Source organism: Sinorhizobium saheli (genome assembly GCF_001651875.1).
Lineage (GTDB): Bacteria > Pseudomonadota > Alphaproteobacteria > Rhizobiales > Rhizobiaceae > Sinorhizobium > Sinorhizobium saheli.
Window position 1 is genome coordinate 43301 of sequence record NZ_LNQB01000070.1, and the last position, 19215, is coordinate 62515.

Annotated in this window: 16 protein-coding genes; 5 read left to right on the forward strand and 11 right to left on the reverse strand. The window is 63.1% G+C overall.

Annotation, left to right across the window (positions count from 1 at the left end):
- Positions 1-72 precede the first annotated feature (72 nt).
- Entirely contained in the window at positions 73-648 is a 576-nt protein-coding gene (locus ATB98_RS10880) for a TRAP transporter small permease subunit (RefSeq protein ID WP_066873325.1), read from the forward strand.
- Entirely contained in the window at positions 645-2435 is a 1791-nt protein-coding gene (locus ATB98_RS10885; protein WP_066873328.1) for a TRAP transporter large permease, read from the forward strand. The genes ATB98_RS10880 and ATB98_RS10885 overlap by 4 nt, the downstream gene beginning before the upstream one ends.
- A 265-nt stretch (positions 2436-2700) precedes the next feature.
- On the opposite strand, the gene ATB98_RS10890 is transcribed toward ATB98_RS10885, so the two are convergent.
- The 9 genes from ATB98_RS10890 to ATB98_RS10930 all read right to left on the reverse strand — a co-directional run bounded on the left by ATB98_RS10890 (position 2701) and on the right by ATB98_RS10930 (position 14286).
- Complete coding sequence (locus tag ATB98_RS10890; protein WP_066873331.1) at positions 2701-3807, reverse strand: TRAP transporter substrate-binding protein; 1107 nt, start codon at positions 3805-3807, stop codon at positions 2701-2703.
- 296 nt (positions 3808-4103) lie between these two features.
- Positions 4104-5132 carry an L-glyceraldehyde 3-phosphate reductase gene (mgrA, locus tag ATB98_RS10895; RefSeq protein ID WP_066873333.1) on the reverse strand — a complete coding sequence of 343 codons (1029 nt, stop codon included), beginning with the start codon at positions 5130-5132 and terminating at the stop codon, positions 4104-4106.
- A 103-nt stretch (positions 5133-5235) separates the two neighbouring features.
- Positions 5236-6369, reverse strand: a complete 1134-nt coding sequence (locus tag ATB98_RS10900; RefSeq protein WP_066873334.1) for a Gfo/Idh/MocA family protein — start codon at positions 6367-6369, stop codon at positions 5236-5238.
- Between the two features lie 15 nt (positions 6370-6384).
- Positions 6385-7146: a sugar phosphate isomerase/epimerase family protein gene (locus ATB98_RS10905; protein WP_066873336.1), complete on the reverse strand. Its 762-nt coding sequence runs from the start codon at positions 7144-7146 to the stop codon at positions 6385-6387.
- A 130-nt stretch (positions 7147-7276) separates the two neighbouring features.
- Positions 7277-9751 carry a beta-mannosidase gene (locus tag ATB98_RS10910; protein ID WP_066873339.1) on the reverse strand — a complete coding sequence of 825 codons (2475 nt, stop codon included), beginning with the start codon at positions 9749-9751 and terminating at the stop codon, positions 7277-7279.
- A 71-nt stretch (positions 9752-9822) separates the two neighbouring features.
- Complete coding sequence (locus ATB98_RS10915; RefSeq protein ID WP_066873342.1) at positions 9823-10908, reverse strand: ABC transporter ATP-binding protein; 1086 nt, start codon at positions 10906-10908, stop codon at positions 9823-9825.
- Positions 10909-10915: 7 nt separating this feature from the next.
- Positions 10916-11857, reverse strand: a complete 942-nt coding sequence (locus tag ATB98_RS10920; RefSeq protein WP_066873345.1) for a carbohydrate ABC transporter permease — start codon at positions 11855-11857, stop codon at positions 10916-10918.
- Positions 11850-12758 carry a carbohydrate ABC transporter permease gene (locus tag ATB98_RS10925; protein WP_066873348.1) on the reverse strand — a complete coding sequence of 303 codons (909 nt, stop codon included), beginning with the start codon at positions 12756-12758 and terminating at the stop codon, positions 11850-11852. The genes ATB98_RS10920 and ATB98_RS10925 overlap by 8 nt, the downstream gene beginning before the upstream one ends.
- A 292-nt stretch (positions 12759-13050) precedes the next feature.
- Positions 13051-14286 carry an ABC transporter substrate-binding protein gene (locus tag ATB98_RS10930; protein ID WP_066873351.1) on the reverse strand — a complete coding sequence of 412 codons (1236 nt, stop codon included), beginning with the start codon at positions 14284-14286 and terminating at the stop codon, positions 13051-13053.
- A 627-nt stretch (positions 14287-14913) separates the two neighbouring features.
- Between ATB98_RS10930 and ATB98_RS10935 the strand changes: the two genes are divergently transcribed.
- Positions 14914-15975 carry a LacI family transcriptional regulator gene (locus ATB98_RS10935; protein WP_066873354.1) on the forward strand — a complete coding sequence of 354 codons (1062 nt, stop codon included), beginning with the start codon at positions 14914-14916 and terminating at the stop codon, positions 15973-15975.
- A gap of 157 nt (positions 15976-16132) precedes the next feature.
- Entirely contained in the window at positions 16133-16930 is a 798-nt protein-coding gene (locus ATB98_RS10940) for a class I SAM-dependent methyltransferase (protein WP_066873357.1), read from the forward strand.
- Positions 16931-17021: 91 nt separating this feature from the next.
- Here the strand turns inward: ATB98_RS10940 and ATB98_RS10945 are convergent, their stop codons facing one another.
- Positions 17022-17696 carry a hypothetical protein gene (locus ATB98_RS10945; protein ID WP_066873360.1) on the reverse strand — a complete coding sequence of 225 codons (675 nt, stop codon included), beginning with the start codon at positions 17694-17696 and terminating at the stop codon, positions 17022-17024.
- Positions 17697-17982: 286 nt separating this feature from the next.
- On the opposite strand from ATB98_RS10945, the gene ATB98_RS10950 reads away from it, so the two are divergent.
- Entirely contained in the window at positions 17983-18582 is a 600-nt protein-coding gene (locus ATB98_RS10950) for a YdeI/OmpD-associated family protein (protein ID WP_066873363.1), read from the forward strand.
- 322 nt (positions 18583-18904) lie between these two features.
- Here the strand turns inward: ATB98_RS10950 and ATB98_RS10955 are convergent, their stop codons facing one another.
- Complete coding sequence (locus ATB98_RS10955; protein WP_066873365.1) at positions 18905-19174, reverse strand: hypothetical protein; 270 nt, start codon at positions 19172-19174, stop codon at positions 18905-18907.
- Positions 19175-19215: the final 41 nt, after the last annotated feature.

The window sequence follows — 19215 nt, forward strand, 5'->3', positions numbered from 1 at the left end:
AGGCAGCTTGAAATGGGCACTGTGACTGTGCTTGGCAGAAGACCAAAAACAGCCACAGCGGGGAGGTATTTCATGAAACCGTTACTCGGCTTCAGCCGATTGATAGACGCCGTCACCGAGAGGGTCGGCAAGGCCGTCTCCTGGCTCATTCTCGTTGCCGTCCTTGTCAGCGCAGGCAACGCGATCATCAGAAAAGCGTTCAACATATCGTCAAACGCCTGGCTCGAGGCGCAGTGGTACCTCTTCGGGGCCGCCTTCATGTTCGCCGCCGCCTACACGCTGAGCCAGAACGAACACATCCGCATCGACATCGTCTACGGCATGTTTTCGCGTCGCGTGCAGCACTGGATCGATCTCTTCGGGCACGTCTTCTTCCTGATGCCTTTCGTGCTGCTGATGCTCTATTACCTCGTGCCCTACGTGCGCATGTCCTATGTCTCGGGCGAGGTTTCCTCCAGCGCCGGAGGGCTCATCATCTGGCCTGCAAAGGCTGTTTTGCTGATCGGCTTCATCCTTCTCGCCCTGCAGGGCGTTTCGGAAATCATCAAGAAGATCGCCATCATGACCGGGCACATGGATGATCCCGCGCCCTATGTGCCGAGCCACGCGCCGCTCGACGAGACCATTGCTCCGGAGGTGCGCCCGTGATCGAATTCATCGCTGAAAACCTGGCGCCGATCATGTTCCTTTCGCTGATCGTGTTCCTGCTGCTGGGTTATCCCGTTGCCTTCTCGCTCGCCGCCAACGGTCTTCTGTTCTTCATCATCGGCGTGGAACTCGCGCCGCTTTCGGATTCGATCAATCTCTCCTGGCCGTTGCTGAACGCGCTGCCGGAGCGGTTCTGGGGCGTGATGTCCAACGACACGTTGCTCGCCATTCCCTTCTTTACCTTCATGGGCATAGTTCTCGAACGCTCCGGCATGGCGGAGGATCTCCTCGACACGATCGGCCAGCTCTTCGGCCCGGTCCGCGGCGGTCTCGCCTATGCGGTGATTTTCGTCGGCGCGCTGCTTGCGGCAACGACCGGCGTCGTCGCGGCCTCGGTCATCGCCATGGGCCTGATCTCGCTGCCGATCATGCTGCGCTACGGCTATGACCGCCGGATCGCCTCCGGCGTGATCGCCGCCTCGGGTACCCTCGCCCAGATCATTCCGCCGTCGCTTGTGCTGATCGTTCTCGCCGACCAGCTCGGCCGCTCGGTCGGCGACATGTATGCCGGCGCGCTGATCCCGGGCCTGGTGCTGACGGGCCTCTACATGGCCTACATTCTGCTCATGTCGTTCCTCAATCGCGACTCCATGCCGGCGCTGCCGCTCGAGGCCCGCACGCTCGGCTCGGGCGTGACCTCGCTCGTAATCGCGCTCCTGGTCGCGGCCGGAATCGCCTATGCGGCGCACGTCTATCTCTCGCCGACACAGGGCGAGAATGCCGACATCCTCGGCGCAACTGTCGGCGTGGCATTCATCTATGTCGTCGCCGTCATCGACAGGACCATGAAGATCAATGCGCTGTCGCGCCTCGCGCAGCAGGTCATCATCGTGCTGATCCCGCCGCTGGCGCTGATCTTCCTGGTGCTCGGCACGATCTTCCTCGGCATCGCGACGCCAACGGAAGGCGGCGCGATGGGGGCCGTCGGCGCCTTGGTCATGGCGGCTGCGAAGGGCCGGCTGAACCTCGAGGTCGTGCGCGCCGCGCTCGCCTCCACCACGCGCCTCTCCGCCTTCGTGCTGTTCATCCTCATCGGCGCGCGCGTCTTCTCGCTGACCTTCTACGGGGTCAACGGGCATCTCTGGGTCGAACATCTGCTGGTCGCCTTGCCCGGCGGCGAAATCGGCTTCCTGGTCGCCGTCAACACGCTCGTCTTCTTCCTGGCCTTCTTCCTCGACTTCTTCGAGCTCGCCTTCATCATCGTGCCGCTGCTCGCACCGGCGGCGGAGAAGCTCGGGATCGACCTGATCTGGTTCGGCGTGCTGCTCGGCATCAACATGCAGACGAGCTTCATGCACCCGCCCTTCGGTTTCGCGCTCTTCTATCTCCGCTCGGTCGCGGCCAGGGTGCCTTACCTCGACAAGGTCACCGGCAAGATGACGCAACCGGTGACGACCGGCCAGATCTATTGGGGTGCCGTGCCTTTCGTCGGCATCCAGATCCTGATGGTGGCGTTGACACTGATGTTCCCGCAGATGGTCATGCACTACAAGGGAAGCGGCGCTGCAGTCGATCCGTCCACGATCAAGATCGAGGTTCCGGGTTTTGGCGCCGGCGGCGGCGGGCTGACCCTGCCGGACAACGGCGGCGGCCTCGGCCTTCCCGGCGGGCTGCAACTCCCGGGCGGCAGCCCGCTCGACGGCGGTCAGAAGCCGGCCGAGCCGAACGTGGCGCCGCAGCAGAATAACCAGGCACCGGACCTCAGTGCACCGCCGTCGTTCAAGTAAGGTGGGGTGCGTATGCCCCTCATCCGCCTGCCGGCACCTTCTCCCCGTTTTGACGGGAGAAGGGACGCGCGGCGGCGCCTCATATGGGTCCCCTCTCCCCGCGCCCCCGCGCGGGTGCGCGGGGGGAGAGGGTTAGTCCTCGGGTTAAGCCCAGGGTCTACCCGGAGGAGAGGGCCAAATTCACATCCTTATCAAGAACAGCAAAAGAAAACCCCGGAGCGACGCTCCGGGGTTCTTTCTTTGGCGATACTGATGCAGGCGCAGCCTAGACCTTGCCGTTGCGCTGCTGGATCATCATGAAGGTGTCGTAGTTGTATTCGGCGATCTGGGCGTTGAGGTAATACTCGGCGCGGAACGCCTTGATCGAGCCCCAGATCTTCTTGAAGGTCGGGTTCGAAGCTTCCATTTCGGCATAGACTTCGTTCGCCTTGTCGAAGCAGGCCGAGAGGATTTCCGGGCTGAACGGGCTCAGCTTGGCACCGGCGGCGACAAGACGCTTGATCGCCGACGGGTTGAGGTAGTCGTACTTCTGCAGCATGTTGGCGTCGGTCGCCTGGCTGGCCGTGCGCAGCAGCGACTGGTAGGCCTTCGGCAGGCCCTCGTATGCCGCCTTGTTGAACATGGCATGCACGGTCGGCCCACCTTCCCACCAGCCGGGATAGTAGTAGTAGGGCGCCACCTTGTAGAAGCCGAGCTTCTCGTCGTCATAGGGGCCGACCCATTCGGCCGCGTCGATCGTGCCCTTTTCGAGCGCCGGGTAGATATCGCCGCCGGCAAGCTGCTGCGGGACGAGGCCGAGCCGTTCCATGACCTTGCCGGCGAAGCCGCCGACGCGCATCTTCAGGCCCTTCATGTCGGCAACGGTCTTGATCTCCTTGCGGAACCAGCCACCCATCTGCACGCCGGTATTGCCTGCGGGGAACCCGATCAGGCCCTGGGCGCCCAGGAATTCGTTGAACATGTCGATGCCGCCGCCATGGTAGTGCCAGGCGTTCATGCCGCGGGCGTTGAGGGCGAATGGCACGGCGGAGCCGAGAGCCCAGGACGGGTCCTTGCCCCAGTAGTAATAGGCCACCGTGTGGCAAGCCTCGACCGTGCCGGCGGCCGTGGCGTCGGCGGCCTGCAGGCCCGGAACGATTTCACCGGCGGCGAAGACCTGAATCTGGAAATTGCCGTCAGTGGCCTCGGACACGTATTTCGACAGGACTTCCGCACCGCCGTAGATGGTGTCCAGGGACTTCGGAAATGACGACGTCAGGCGCCAGGTGACCTTCGGGTTGCCTTGCGCGATGGCCGGCGTCGCGAGCGCCGTTGCGGCAGCCGCACCGAGGCCGCCGAGGCTCGCATTTTTTATGAATGAACGGCGATCCATTAATACCTCCCAATTTCCCGCCAAGACGGTTGCAGGCACGATTGCGGCCAGCGATACCGTCGTCTGAGCCGTTGCTCGGCTCGCCTCCGCGCGCCGAAAAGCTCATTCTCCTCGTTTTGCCGGCCGCAAAAATGCAAAGACATCGCTGAAAGTCGGACCGGCACCACCGCACCATACATACATACCAATGCATGTCCAGAGCTGGCTTTCGGCCCCCGCTCCCTACTTTTGTAGTGGGGGTGCACGGGGCGCGGATTTGGATCAAAATCGAGGCAAATCAACGCATTCGCGCCGGCTCAGCGCTCGGCGGACTTGGCCCAGAGATTGATGTCGGCCTCGCGCGCATAGAGATCGATCTCGGCCAGCTCAGCGGCCGTGAACGTGTCGTTCCTGAGCGCCTCGACGCAATCGACGATCTGCTCGGAGCGGCTGGCGCCGATGAGCGCCGAGGTGACGCGCCCTTCCCGCAGCACCCAGGCGAGAGCCATCTGCGCGAGCGTCTGGCCGCGTCGCTCGGCTATGCCGTTCAACTTGCGGATGTTTTCGATGATCTCCGGACGGATGAAGTCCCGCTTGAGGAAGTGGTTTTGCGCCGCGCGGCTGTCCTCGGGAATGCCATTGAGGTACTTCGTCGTCAGCATGCCCTGGGCGAGCGGCGAGAAGACGATCGAACCGATGCCGAGCTCTTGGAGCGTGTCGACGAGGCCGTCGTCCTCAATCCAGCGATTGAGCATGGAATAGCTGGGCTGGTGAATGAGACAGGGCGTGCCGAGTTCCCTGAGGATCGCCGCCGCCTCGCGGGTGCGCTGGGAATTGTAGGAAGAGATGCCGACATAAAGCGCCCTGCCCGAGCGCACGATATGATCGAGTGCGCCGCACGTCTCCTCGAGCGGCGTGTCCGGGTCGAAGCGGTGCGAATAGAAGATGTCGACATAGTCGAGCCCCATGCGCTCCAGGCTCTGGTCGCAGGAGGCAATCAGGTACTTGCGGCTGCCCCACTCGCCATAGGGACCTGGCCACATGTTGTAGCCTGCCTTTGACGAGATGATGAGCTCGTCGCGCAGGCCCGCGAAGTCGGTGCGCAGGATCTCGCCGAAGGCGATCTCGGCCGAGCCCGGGGGCGGACCATAATTGTTGGCGAGGTCGAAATGGGTGATGCCGAGGTCGAAGGCGGTACGGCACATCGCCACCTTGCGCTCATGCGGAGTGTCGTCACCGAAATTGTGCCAGAGACCAAGCGAAATCGCCGACAGCTTCAAGCCACTCCTGCCGCAACGATTGTATTTCATCTTCTCGTAGCGGTTTTCCGCCGGCTGCCAGGCCATGGATATTGCTCCTCGTTTCGTTGGTGCGTCTGAATACCCCTCCCCAACCCCTCCCCACAAGGGGCCTTGTGGGGAACGGTTGGGGAGGGGGTCTTCTTCCGGCTCAGCGCAAGAGCGCCCTCGCCTCCTCGATGCCGAGAGCGGCCGGCTGCGTGCAGGTCGTCGACAGCGTCACGAACCGGCCCTCTTCACCGGATTTGAGGATCGACACCATGACATCGACGCCGTGCAGCGCGCGATCGAGCGAGCAGCGCGCATCGCGGCCGGTGACGATGGCGTCCGCCAGGTCGGCGAGGCCGGCGGTGCGGTAATTGGCGATCGCCCCCAGCGGATGCTCCCAATTGTTCACCGCGAAGGGGTGCTCCCACGTCTCCAACGGCTCAATGTTCTTGTCGCGCCCGCTCGCCTCAACCGTACCACCGAAGAAATTCGGGTCCGGAACGAACAGCGACCCCTCCGTTCCGTAGAGTTCCATATTGGCGTGGCGATGCGACCAGACATCCCAGCTTGCCGACAGCGTGATGGTCGCGCCGCTGTGGAACTCGAGAAGCGCGTGGATATTGGTCGGCGTCTTGACCGGGATCACCTCCCCCTTGCGCGGATCGCTGGTGATGGTGCGGGTCTCGCTCGCCATGGAGGAAAGGGCTGCGACGCGCTTGACCGGTCCGATCAGGTTGATGAGGTTGGCGATGTAATAGGGCCCCATGTCGAGGATCGGGCCTCCCCCGGGGAGGAAGAAGAAGTCCGGGTTCGGATGCCACATCTCCATCCCCGGGCCCATGACGTGGCATGTTCCGGAGGTGATGCGGCCGATCTTCCCCGCATCGATATGGGAGCGGGCAAGCTGATGCGCGCCGCCGAGGAACGTATCCGGCGCGCAGCCGACCACAAGCCCCTTGCCCGTGGCAATGGCCCTCAATTGCTCCCCCTGCTCGAGCGACAGCACGAGGGGTTTTTCCGAGTAGACATGCTTGCCGGCTTCGAGGATCGCCTTCGAGACCGGGAAATGCGCGTTCGGGATCGTCAGGTTGACGACGATGTCCACTTCCGGATTGGCGAGCAGCGCCTCGATGCTCTGGGCCGTGACGTCGAATTCGGCCCCGCGCGCTTCGGCTGCCGCCGGGTTGATGTCCGCGCAGGCAACGACCCTGATGCCCTTGAAGAGCGGTGAAAGCTTGAAATAGGTGGTGGAAATATTGCCGCATCCGATGATGCCGACCCCGAGATCTTTTGCCATGGAATTACCCGCCGCTCAGTAGGATTGAATAAAAGCCAGCGAACGCTTGGCGAAACGCCGGAAATCGCTGGGGTTGTCGTGCTCGGCGATGAAGTATTTCGCCGTGGTTGCGGAAAGCGCGCCAATGAGCCGCTTCCAGTCGAGCGTGCCCTGCCCGACATCGGCCCAACCGTCCTCGTCCGTGTTCTCGCCCTTCCGCGCGATGTCCTTGACATGGACCGCGGTGATACGGCTCGCATATTTCGAGATCCAGGCGAAGGGATCGCCGCCGCCGCGAACGATCCAGGCAATGTCAGCCTCCCACGAAAGCTCGGGCCCGCCGGCGAAAATATGGTCGAGCGGCACCGAGCCGTCGGCAAGGGCGTTGAATTCGAAATCGTGATTGTGCCAGCCGAAATCGAGCCCTGCGTCGCGGAAGGGCTTGCCCGCTGCCTGCAGCCGGCCGCCGAAAGCCCGCCAGCCGGCAGCGTCGTTCGGGCGCTGATCCGGCATGACGAAGGGGCAATAGATGGCGCGAATGCCGAGCGTGTTGGCGATCTGCAGCACCCGCACCGGATCCTTCTCCAGCATGTCGAGGCCGAAATGGGCGGTCGGCATGGAGAGGCCGTTGCGCTCGAGGCCGGCCTTGAACGCCGCGATCTCCGCGTCCGTCAGGGCCGCATAGAGCGCACCATATCCTTCGACCTGGGTGTAGCCCGCCGCGCCGATGGCGGTGAGCACCTCGGCAAGCGGCGGGAAATTACGGGCGCTATAAAGCTGGAAGCTGACGTCTTTCATCGAAAATACTCCTCGTGGAAATTGCAGGAACGGGCTGGCGAGGCGAGGCGGCGAGCCCCGCCCGTCATTCACGGGATGGCATCGGCTGGTGGCGAGCCGCGCGCTCGAACGGGAGGGCCTGTCATGACGCTCAGCCCTTTCCCTGGCAGGATTCGAGATCGAAGGCGCTGAAGCGCGGCGTGGCGCCACTTTCGAGCGGCACCTTCGGCGTAAAGCGGACGACCTTCGCCTCGCCCGCTGTCAGGTCGAAGGCATTGTCGGAATAACGTCCCTCCACGTCCGCCTCGACCATCACGTGGAGCGCCAGGCCCGTCGCGGTCACGGTGACGTCGAAGGAACCGTCCGTACGCGGCGCCGTCTCGATGCTGAGCCCTGACGGGGCGAGCTCGAGCGCCTTGTAGGTGCCCTGGACATGGTGCCCCTCACCGCGCATGCCATTGGATGCCTCGAAGGACCAGAAGAGGAGCGTCTCGGCAGGGATATCCTTCGCGGCGATGACGACGAGCGTCGCGGCGCGATCCGGCGAGCATGCCCCGGCCGCCGCGACGAGCGGCATGCGTTTGCCATCGAGCGACACGAGAAAGGTCTGCAGTTGCACCGTGACCGGCTCGGCCGTGTCGTTCACCATCGAGAAAACGATCTCACGGCCGTCCGCCGATGGAATGGCCGCGACGGCGACCGGCTGGAAGAACCGGCGCGCCATGTAATGCATGGCCTTCCAATGGCCGCCATAGTCGAGGCTCGACCAGGAGGCCACCGGCCAGGTGTCGTTGAGCTGCCAGTAAAGCGTGCCCATGCAATGCGGCTTCAGCGACCGCCAGTAGTCGACGGCGGTGCCGATCGCCAGCCCCTGCTGGACCTGGCTCAGATAGACGAAGCTCGGAAAGTCCTTGGGGAAGCGGAAGTAGCGGAACATCGTGCCGGCGATCCGCTCGTTGCCGCCGGCATTCTTCTGATGCGCCTCCATCACCGGCGAAGCGATGTTGAGGTCGCCCGCCTCGGCGAACTGCCGGATCACCGGCATCGACGTGTAGGACTGGAAGCCGAATTCGGAGCAGAAACGCGGCCGCACGGTCCGGTAATTGTCGAAGGATTTGTTCTCGTGCCAGACGGACCAGTAATGCATGTCCCCGGCACCGTCCGCATGCCAGGCGTCGCCGAAGTCGAGATAGCCGACCGACGGGCTCGACGGCCACCAGATCGCCTCCGGGCAGGCCTGCTTCATCGCTGCTTCGATCGTCCGGTTCAAACGGTCGTAGGAAACGAGATAGCGGTCGCGGTCCTTGCGGCTCTCCTCGAACCAGGTGAGCGCGCCGACAAGTTCGTTGTCGCCGCACCAGAGTGCCAGCGACGGATGCGAGGAGAGCCGCTTGACCTGGTAGTCGACCTCTGCCGCCACGTTCTCCAGGAAATCCGGCGTCGAGGGATAGAGATTGCAGGCGAACATGAAGTCCTGCCAGACCATGAGGCCAAGCCGGTCGCAAAGATCGTAGAACCAGTCGGGCTCGTAGAACCCGCCGCCCCAGACGCGGATCATGTTCATGTTGGCGTCTACGGCCGATCGAAGCAGGTCCTCGACGGCTTCCGGCGTAACGCGCGACATCAGCGCGTCGGCCGGTATCCAGTTCGCTCCGCGGCAGAAGATCTCGCGGCCGTTGACCCGGAAGGCGAAGCGGCTGCCCGCTTCGTCCTTGTCGGTGACGAGTTCGATCGTGCGGAAGCCGATCTGGCGCGTCACCCGCTCCTCGGGTGTTTCGACCTCGAGGAGCGAAAGGGCCTGATCGCCGCTGCCGGCCGGCCACCAGCGCCTCGGCTTCTCGATGGTGAAGACGTGGGTGATGCGCGTTTCGCCCGCCGCGACGGCGCAATCCAGCCGCTCGCCCACCCCGTCGAGAGCAAAGTGGAGCGGCACGATGCCGGGCTCGCGGGCAAGAAGCGTGACGGTGACCTGCAGGTCGACCGAGCCGTCCTCCAGCCAGAGCTGACGGGTGGTGACGTGCTCGATCCGCGCCGTCTCCAAGCGGCAGAGCGCAAGCGAGCCATAGACGCCGAGCGGCGCGATGGCGATGTTCCAGTCCCAGCCGAAATGGCACTGGGGCTTGCGCAGCATGTTGCCGTTGGCGATCGGTGAATTGCCCTCGTGATAGGGCACGAAAAGAGGCTGTGCCTGCTGCCGCAGCAGCCCCTCGACAATCGCGGAATGAAGCACGATGCGGATGCGGTTCTCGCCGGCGACGATCGCCTTCGATACGTCGGGGCGGTAGCGGCGGAAGCAATTCTCCGCCCGCAGCACCAGTTCGTCATTGACGAAGACCGACGCGACGGTGTCGATGCTTTCGAAATCGAGATACCAGCCCGCGTCGAGGTCATCCGCATCGATGGTTACCGTGCGTTCGAGCACCCATTCCTTGCGGGCCACCCACTGCACCTCCGCCTCGTTGCGGCCGTGATAGGGATCGGCAATGATCCCCGCCCGCTGGAGCGCGCTGTGCACATCGCCCGGCAGCGCGATGGTCAATGCGTGGCTGTTGTCGGCCGAAGCGAGCAGCCAGTCGCCGGAGAGATCGATGCGGGTGGCTTCGCGGTTCAAGGTTTCGGGAGGCATTTCCACAAATCCGTCATGGACCGGCGACCTGCCGGTATCTCTTTTCCTGATCGAAATGTCGGTTCTTCAAGTCAAAGGCGATTTTCGCTCGCTGCATCGAAGATCGACGCGACGGCGGTATCGAAGGAAAGCCGCACCGTGCTGCCCGGCGGATAGCGCCGCTGGCCGGCGATCCGGACCGACATCGACTGACCGGCGAGCTTCAGCCACAAGAGGTTGTCCGCCCCCATCGGTTCCTCGATGTCGACTACCGCCTGATGCACCGTTTCGCCCTCGCGCGCTTCGTCGACCTTCACATGTTCCGGGCGCACGCCGAGCACCACCTTCCGGCCCGGCTGCAGCTTCGTGCGCGCCGGATAGGCGCTCACGTCGAAGGCGACGCCGTCGGCCCGAACGAAACTGCGCCCGTCGCGAGCGTCCACCTCGCCGCGGAAGAAGTTCATCGACGGCGAGCCGATGAAGCCGGCGACGAACAGGTTCTCCGGCGCGTTGTAGATGGTCATCGGATCGGCAAGCTGCTGGATCACCCCGCTCTTCATGACAGCGATCCGGTCGGCGAGCGTCAGCGCCTCGATCTGGTCGTGGGTGACGTAGATCATCGTGTTCTTCAGCGACTGGTGCAGCCGCTTGATCTCGACGCGCAGTTCCGAGCGCAGCTTGGCGTCGAGGTTCGACAGCGGCTCGTCGAACAGGAAGACGTCGACATCGCGCACCAGCGCCCGGCCGATCGCCACGCGCTGGCGCTGGCCGCCCGAAAGCTCCGACGGCTTGCGCCTCAAGAGCGGCTGGATCTGCAGGATTTCCGCAGCGCGCTTGACGCGCTTGTCGATTTCCGCCTGCGGCACCCTGGCGACCTGCAGGCCGAAGGAGAGGTTCTTCTCGACCGTCATTTGCGGATAGAGCGCGTAGGACTGGAACACCATGCCGATGCCGCGGTCCTTCGGCTCCTCCCACGTGACGTTGCGGTCATGGATGAAGATCTGCCCGTCGGAAACGTCGAGCAGGCCCGCAATGCAGTTCAGGAGCGTGGACTTGCCGCATCCCGACGAGCCGAGAAGCACCAGGAACTCGCCGTGGTCGATGTCGAGATTGAGCTTGTCGAGCACGGTGACGGCACCGAAGTTCAGCGACAGGTCCTTCACAGATACACTGGTCATTTTCTGCTTATCCTTTCACTGCGCCGGCGGCGATGCCGCGTACGAACAGGCGGCCCGATACGAAGTAGACCGTCAGCGGCACGAGGCCCGTCAGGATCGTCGCCGCCATGTTGACGTTGTATTCCTTCACGCCCTGAACCGAATTGACGATGTTGTTGAGTTGGACCGTCATCGGGTAGTACTCCGGCCGGGTGAAGACGACGCCGAACAGGAAGTCGTTCCAGATGCCGGTGACCTGCAGGATCATCGCGACCACGAAGATCGGCAGGGACATCGGCAGCATGATCTTGAAGTAAATCGTCCAGAACCCGGCGCCGTCGACGCGCGCCGCCTTGAACAATTCCTCCGGCAGGCCGGCGAAATAGTTGCGGAACAGCAGCGTCAAGATCGGCATGCCGAAGATCGTATGCACGATGACGAGCCCGGTGAGCGTGCCGTAAACTCCCATTTCCCGGAGCACGATGACGATCGGATAGATCATGACCTGGTAGGGAATGAAGGCGCCGATGATCAGGATGGTGAAGAAGAGGTCCGCCCCCTTGAACCGCCAGTTCGCGAGCGCGTAGCCGTTGATCGAGGCGACGGCGATCGAGATGACCACCGAAGGCACGGTAATGCGCACCGAGTTCCAGAAGCCCCGCGAAAGCCCGTCGCAGTTGAGGCCGGTGCAGGCCTCGGCCCAGGCTTTCACCCAGGGTTCGAAGGTGATCTCGAGCGGCGGGGCGAAGATATTGCCGACACGGATCTCCGGCATGCCCTTGAGCGACGTCACGATCATCACGTAGAGCGGCAGCAGATAATAGAGGGAAACCACGATCAGCGTGCCGTAGACGATGATGTTGCGCCGCGAGAGCCTCCGGCGAGGCTTGGCTCCGCGCGGGCCGGATTTGAGCCTGCCCGGCGCCACGCCGTAGGCCGCGGCCGTGTCCTTGGTTGCGATGTTATCCACGCTTGCGCCCTCCCCCGAATTCCAGATAGGCCCACGGCACGATGATGATGGCGACGGTCACGAGCATCATGGTGGAGGCGGCGAAGCCCTGGCCCAGGTTCTGGGCGAGGAACATGTAGTCGTATACGTATTTGGCCGGCACTTCCGAGGCGATCCCCGGGCCGCCGCTCGTCTGCGCGACGACAAGGTCGTAAACCTTGACGATGCCGCTGGCGATGATCACCAGGGTGGTGATGAAGACCCCGCGCATCATCGGAATGATGATCAGGACATAGGTCTTCCACATCGAGATGCCGTCGACCCGCGCCGCCTTCCAGATGTCTTCGTCGATGCCGCGCAGGCCCGCGAGCATGAGGCACATGACGAGACCGGTGCCCTGCCAGAGCGCGGCGATCAGGATGCCGTAAATGACGATGTCGGAATTATAGAGCGGGTCGAACGAAAAGCCCTCCCACCCGAGCGACCGCATGATCGACTGGATGCCGTATTGCGGGTTGAGCAGCCACTGCCAGACAAGCCCGGTCACGATGAACGACAGGGCGAAGGGATAGAGCATGATGGTGCGGAACGTGTTCTCGAAGCGGATCTTCTGATCCATGAGCGCTGCGAGCACGAAGCCGATAACCAGGCTGAATATCAGCGAGAAGAAGCCGAAGACCGCGAGGTTCTGGATCGAGACGATCCATCGCGGCGCCTCCCACAGCCGCTCGTACTGGTCGAAGCCAACGAAGGAGAGGCGCGGCAGGAGCTTCGAATTGGTGAAGGAGTAGAGAACCGTCCAGGCGGTGCCTCCGACGAAGATGACCACGGCCGTCAGGATCATCGGGATGGACGCGATCTTCGCATTGAGGTTGCGCAGCCACTGGTTCGGTCGAGCCGAGCCACGTGTTTGAGCCGTCATGTTTCCTCCTCCGGAACGATGAGGGTTTTCGGATGGCAGGCAGCCGGTTCCGCAACGGCGCGGACGACGGCGCCGGCCCACCTTGCAAGGTCTCCCCCGCGCGCACGCCGCCGACTCAGGCCCGCTGCATGTCTCCTTGAATCGACCTCGATCTAAGGACTAAGACATGCAGCAGTTCAAAGTGCCACAGCGACCTTTGCGCGTCCGATAAGACGCGCGGCGCTGTAGGCCTGCGTCCGGCAAGGCGTCGCGGAGCCGGCCCCGCAAAAGCGGGGCCGCCACAAGGTGGCTATCAATCCGCAGCCGCGATGATCTCGGCGAAGCGCTTCTGCGCATCCTCCGGCGTCATTGACGGGTTCGCGAAGAACTCAGAGAAGAGGTCTTCCTTCTGCTTCTGGCTGTCCGGCGACAGAAGCTGGTCCGTCCACTGGATGACGTTGCCCTTGGCGAGAATGTCGAGACCCTTGCGCATGCAGTCGTTTGCGGTTGCAAGGTCCACGTCGCCACGCACCGGCAGCGAGCCCTTCTTCAGGTTGAAGGCAACCTGCGTTTCCGGCTTCAACAATGTCGACGCCAATGCTTCCTGTGCCTTGGACTTTTCCTCGTCCTCGATGAGCGGGAAGTAGAAGGCGTCGCCGCCGGTCGCGATCACCTCGTTTACACCGAGGCCCGGCAGGCAGGTGTAGTCCTCACCGGCCTTCTGGCCTGCGACCTGGAACTCGCCCTGGGCCCAGTCGCCCATGATCTGGCCGCCCGCCTTGCCAGTGATGACGAGGTTCGTCGCCTGGTTCCAGTCCTGGACGTTGCTGCCCTTGGACATGCGGCGCGCATCGTCGGCCGCCTTGAAGACCTTGGCGATCTCCGGTCCGGCGGCGACCGCTTCATCCTTCTTGGCAAAGACCTGCTCGAACACGTCCTTGCCGGCGATCGCGACGATCAGGACGTCGAAGGCGCCGGACGACTGCCATGGCTGGCCGCCGAGGGCCAGAGGTATGATGCCGGCCTTCTCGAGCGCCGGTGCGGCGGCGACGAACTCATCCCAGTTCTTCGGCACCGGAACGCCCGCCTTCTTGAAGGCCGCATTCGAGAGCCACAGCCATTGCCAGGAATGGATGTTGACCGGCGCGCAATAGATCTTGCCCTCGATCGTGCAGGAATCGAGCAGGCTCGCGGGCTTGATGATGTCCTTCCAGTGCTCGCGCTCGGCAAGATCGGTGAGATCGCGCATCAGCCCCGCCTGCACCAGTTCCTCCGCCTGGCGGCCGTGGTTGAACTGGGTGGCGCCCATCGGGTCGCCGCCGGTGATGCGGCTGATCATGATCGGCCGTGCCGTCCCGCCGGAGCCGGCGATCGCACCGTCGACCCATTTGTTCCCGGTCGCATCGAACGCCTTGGCAAGTTCGGCAACCGCTGCGGCTTCACCGCCCGACGTCCACCAATGCGTGACCTCGAGATCGGTGGCGTTGGCCGCACCGAAGGGCATAGCGACGGTTGCAGCCAAAGCGGCAGCCAGAAAACGTAATTTCATGAGTCTCCTCCCTCACTGTAACGTTACCGTAAAAACCTTAGTTCAAACGATTTACATACGCAACACCCACAACGGCCAATTCAAAACATTTGTCAATTTACATCTTTGACGGGCAAACGCTGCCCCTCCAGATGCCCGCCGTGACGGCATGCGTCACGATCCCGAAGGCTAAAACACCTCAGCTATGCCGTTATTTTTATTAGATGTTGCTCACGCCAGAAACCTCTGCACAACCATCACGGTCATGCCACCGCTGCAAACACACGCGCCGAGGCGGGATTCAACCAGATGGCTATGGTCTTCGCACCGCAGCAACGAAAAAGCTCGACATCCGTACTGTATCGTTACAGATTTCAGCTCTGGCTCCAATCTTCCGTGAATGTGGCGGGCCGCCACATTTCATATATAAGGCGGGGGCAATGCTGGCTGTGGATGAACTGGATCGACGCCGACAGCGGGCGGAGCGACAGAGGCGCGCGGGGGCGTGGGGCAGGATGCGGCAGTTAAAGGCGGCTCTCCGCCGACATCCCGTTCCAACTCATCGGGTGCCGATCGTGCCGATCGCGACGATCTCGGGGACTTCACCACGAGGCCGGCGGTCCAGGAAAGCGGGTTGACGTGACGGGAATGGACGACAAGACAAAAAACAGGGCGGCGACGGCACAGCCACCGGAAGGCGGCAGGCCGACGTTGAAGACGATCGCCTTCATGACCGGACTCGGCATCACCACCGTTTCCCGTGCGCTGAAGGACGCCCCCGACATCGGCGCCGAGACGAAGGAACGCGTTCGCCTCGTCGCGAAACAGATCGGCTACCAGCCGAACCGGGCGGGCGTGCGGCTGCGGACCGGCAAGACCAATGTCATCAGTCTCGTGCTGACGCTGGAGGAGGAGATCATGGGCATCACCAGCCCCATGGTCATCGGCATCACCGAAATTCTCGCCGGCACGCAGTACCACCTGGTCGTGACGCCCTACAGTTCCGCCAAGGATCCGCTCGGCCCCATCCGCTATATCCTCGACACCGGCGCCGCCGACGGCGTGATCATCTCGCGCATCGAGCCGAACGACGCGCGCGTGGCGCTGCTCACCGAGCGCCGCCTGCCCTTTGCCACCCATGGCCGCACCGAGATGGGCATCATTCATCCTTACCACGACTTCGACAACGAGCGCTTCGCCTACGAGGCCGTGCGCGAACTGGCGGGCCGCGGTCGGCGACGCCTCGTGCTCCTGGAGCCGCCGCCGCACCTCACCTTCCATTCGCACATGCGCACCGGCTTCGAGCGGGGCCTGAAAGACTTCGGCGCGGAATCGGTGAGCTTTCACCAGGTCAACATCGACCACAGCCTCGTCGCCATTCGTGACGCTTTCGAGAGGCTGATGCGCTCTTCCGAGGCCCCGGACGGCATCGTCTCCGGCAGCGGCTCGGGCGCGATCGCGCTGATCGCCGGCGTCGAAGCGGCCGGCAAGAAAGTCGGCGAGGATGCCGACATGGTCTCCAAGGTACCGAGCGACTTCCTCCGCTGGCTGCGACCGGAGGTGATGACCATGTACGAGGACATCCGCCTTGCCGGCCGCGAGCTCGCCAAAGCCGTGATCGGCCACATCGAGGGCCGCCCGCCGGAAACGCTGCAGAGCCTGAGCCCGCCCGAGTTCCAGCCGCCGATGGCGAGGTCGGTCGAGGGTTAGAACCATCCGGGCGGCACAAGCGAAGGCGAACACTGGCCTTGTCGAACGGATTGCCGGCACGAACGGTTTCTTGTTATACGTGCTTCACGTCTGAAGAGCGCCTACCCAGAGGCGACAGACGCCTGACCATTTCAAGATCGAAGAGTGACGCTTTACGATGACGGAGAGATTGTCTCACGCGGACGTGGCTGCACGCTGGAATCAGAACGCGGACCAGTGGGCCCGCGACGTGCGGAATGGCTATGACGTCTACCGCGACCTCTTCACGCTTCCGGCTTTTCAGCAGTTCCTGCCGCCGTTGCAGGGACTCGAAATCGTCGATTTCGGGTGCGGCGAGGGCACGAACACGCGGCGCTTCGCCGGGATGGGCGCGCGAATGACGGGCATCGACATTTCCGAGCGAATGATCGAATACGCCCGCCAGATGGAAGAGGCCGATCCGCTCGGCATCACCTACAGGGCTGCGTCCTACAGTGCCGATACCGGCTTTCCCGAAAGCTCTTTTGACGCCGTCATCTCGACCATGGCGCTGATGGATGGGCCGGATTTCGGCGGCGCAATGCGGGAGGCCCATCGCCTGTTGCGTCCCGGCGGCTTTCTCGCCTTCAGCGTCCTCCACCCCTGCTTCATCACGCCGGGGCTGCGCTGGGAGAAGGATGAAGAAGGCCGAACGATCAGTCTCCGCGTGTCGCGCTATTTTGATCGCGCCGATTTCACGGAATACTGGCGGTTCGGAGACCGGCCGCAGGACGAGGAGGTGGCGCCTTTTGCGGTGCCGCGGTTTCCACGAACGATAAGCGATTATCTCAACGCCATCGCGGCAGCCGGGTTCAGGATCACCCGGGTGGAAGAGCCGCAGCCGACCCCTGAAGCATGCGAGGCCGTCCCGCGCTTCACCCGTTGGCGAGATCTCGCGGCTTTCCTGTTGCTGGTGATGGCCGAGCGGCCGGCCTGATCGAGCTACAACGGGATGCGCTCACATGCGTTCGCGCTACCGCTCTATCTGTTTGTTTTTGCCGCATTTGTGCAACGTCAGGTGATTCCATCTAGAGGACGCAGCCGCACCGCGCGGAGCGGGCGTAGGAAACGATCTCGGCGCGTTTGCCGCGACCGTCCTCGAGAAACGCATCGACGGCCGCGGCGACCTCGCCTGGCCGCTGCCGCGCCCAGTGGCCGAGGCCATGGAGGGCCGCTTCCTGGCAGGCAATCGAATCGAGCCTCAAGGTCCGACGCATCACGTCAATCGCTGCCTTGTGCAGCAGATCGTGGACCGGGTCTTCGGGCAAGGCCAGGCACGGGAACTCGTCCCACCACATGTAGCAGACCATGTTCAGGGGTGCGGCGCCGGGTTCGTCCCTGTGGCCCAGCACGGCGGCGCAGCGGGGCGCGAACAGGTCGGCGAAGACATGCTCGATCGCCTCGACGCAGGCGAGCCGCGCCGCTGTCGACGTGGCGGTCTTGTAGAACCACCCGTTGTCGCCCGACGCGCTGGTGCTCAGGAGGTAGGTAAAGCCCTGCGCGATCTGCGCGTCGGAAAAATACGCGAGCGACCGTTCGGTCGTCGAAAAGAGCCGCGTGAGATAATCAATGGCGACCGGCGGTTCGGGATCCCACCAGGGCGGGTCTTCGTCGAAGAACCAGGCATAGCCGTGCGGCCTGATCGCGTGGCCGAACGCGTGCTCAAGCCAGTCTTCGTAGCTGAGATCCGAAACGGCAGGCATGCAGACCTCTTCCCTCTGGAGCGGGATGCGCTCACATGCGTTCGCGCACCGCCCTATCTCTTTGTTTTTGCCGCATTTGTGCGATGTCTGCTCTAGGATCCAGACGCCCGGGAATACGCGCCAAGCTCGACGGTGTCCGATCGTGCGCCCGAAGCCTAACCATCGCATGAGACGGTCGCGCACGCCAGTCGCGCACACGGGGCCGCCTTGCCGAGCACCTGTGCCATTTGTAGGCTGCACCGCCGATTGAGCCGTGAAGATCGAGCCATCAGGAGGATGATTGCGCATGCCGCCCGTCAAGATCGATCCCGACAAGGTGCACGAGTTCGAGACCGCCGAGCGTTTCTACGACTGGCTTGCCCATCACCACGCCACGGCGGATGAGGCCTGGATCAAGATTCACAAGGTGGGTTCCGGTCTCAAGTCGATCACGCCCAAGGAAGCCATCGACGTCGTGCTCTGCTGGGGCTGGATCGACGGCGTGCGCAAGGGGCTCGACGACAAGAGCTTTCTCCAGCGTTACACACCGCGCGGCAGGAAGAGCACCTGGAGCCAGATCAACGTCGACAATGTCGCCCGGCTCATCGAGGCGGGCCGGATGACAGAGCACGGCCTGAGGCAGGTGGAAATGGCCAAGGCCGACGGCCGTTGGGACCGCGCCTACAAGAGCGGCAAGGATATGAAGATCCCCGACGATCTGCAGGCCGCGATCGATGCCGAACCCAAGGCCAGGGAAATGCTCGGCAAGCTCAGCGAACAGAACCGCTTCGCGCTCGCATTCCGCACCCACAACATGAAGACGGAAGCCGGCCGGAAGAAGAAGATCGAAACTTTTGTCGAGATGCTGAAGCGCGGCGAGACGATTTACCCGCAACGAGAGAAGTGAGTCGGGCGACGCCCACTGTTATTTTCGTGCTGCGAATTGCGGCAGGCCGAGTAGCTGTCTGTAGAAGATGCAATCCGTCTTCGCGGTCGTGTGGTCATGACGATCACGCACGAACTGCCGATACCAGCGCCAAACTTCCGGATTTATCGTCTCTTCCATGCTCCGGTATAGCTACTTCCAGCGTCTGCTGTCTTGTCAAACGAAAGGGCGGCACCGCCGTGGACCGCCCTTCGTTCACTCGTAAGGCCTTTCCGCTGTCGGCGCTGTCGATGCCGGACAAGCCGTTGCGTGCAAATTCGGGGTCATGCTACAGCCGTATTCTTCAAATGCTCACAGTCGGCCAATATTTGTCGTCGGTAAAATCCATTGGCATCGGATTGAGCTGTTCGAGTTTCTCGGCAACGAAATCGATCTGCATCTTCAGGTATTGGATCGACCGCGGGATCGGCGCCCCGGTCGCCAGGCTGCGGACTCGCCATTGCTCGTAGCCCGTCGCCTTGATGCGTCGCTCCGCCTCGTCGCGGATGCCTGCCGGCCCCGCCCCGGGCCTGGTTTCGATCGCTTTGCCCCCTTCGATCACCCTGAATTTCATGCTGCCTTCCCGATTGCTCCCTTGCCTGAGGTATCGTGAGC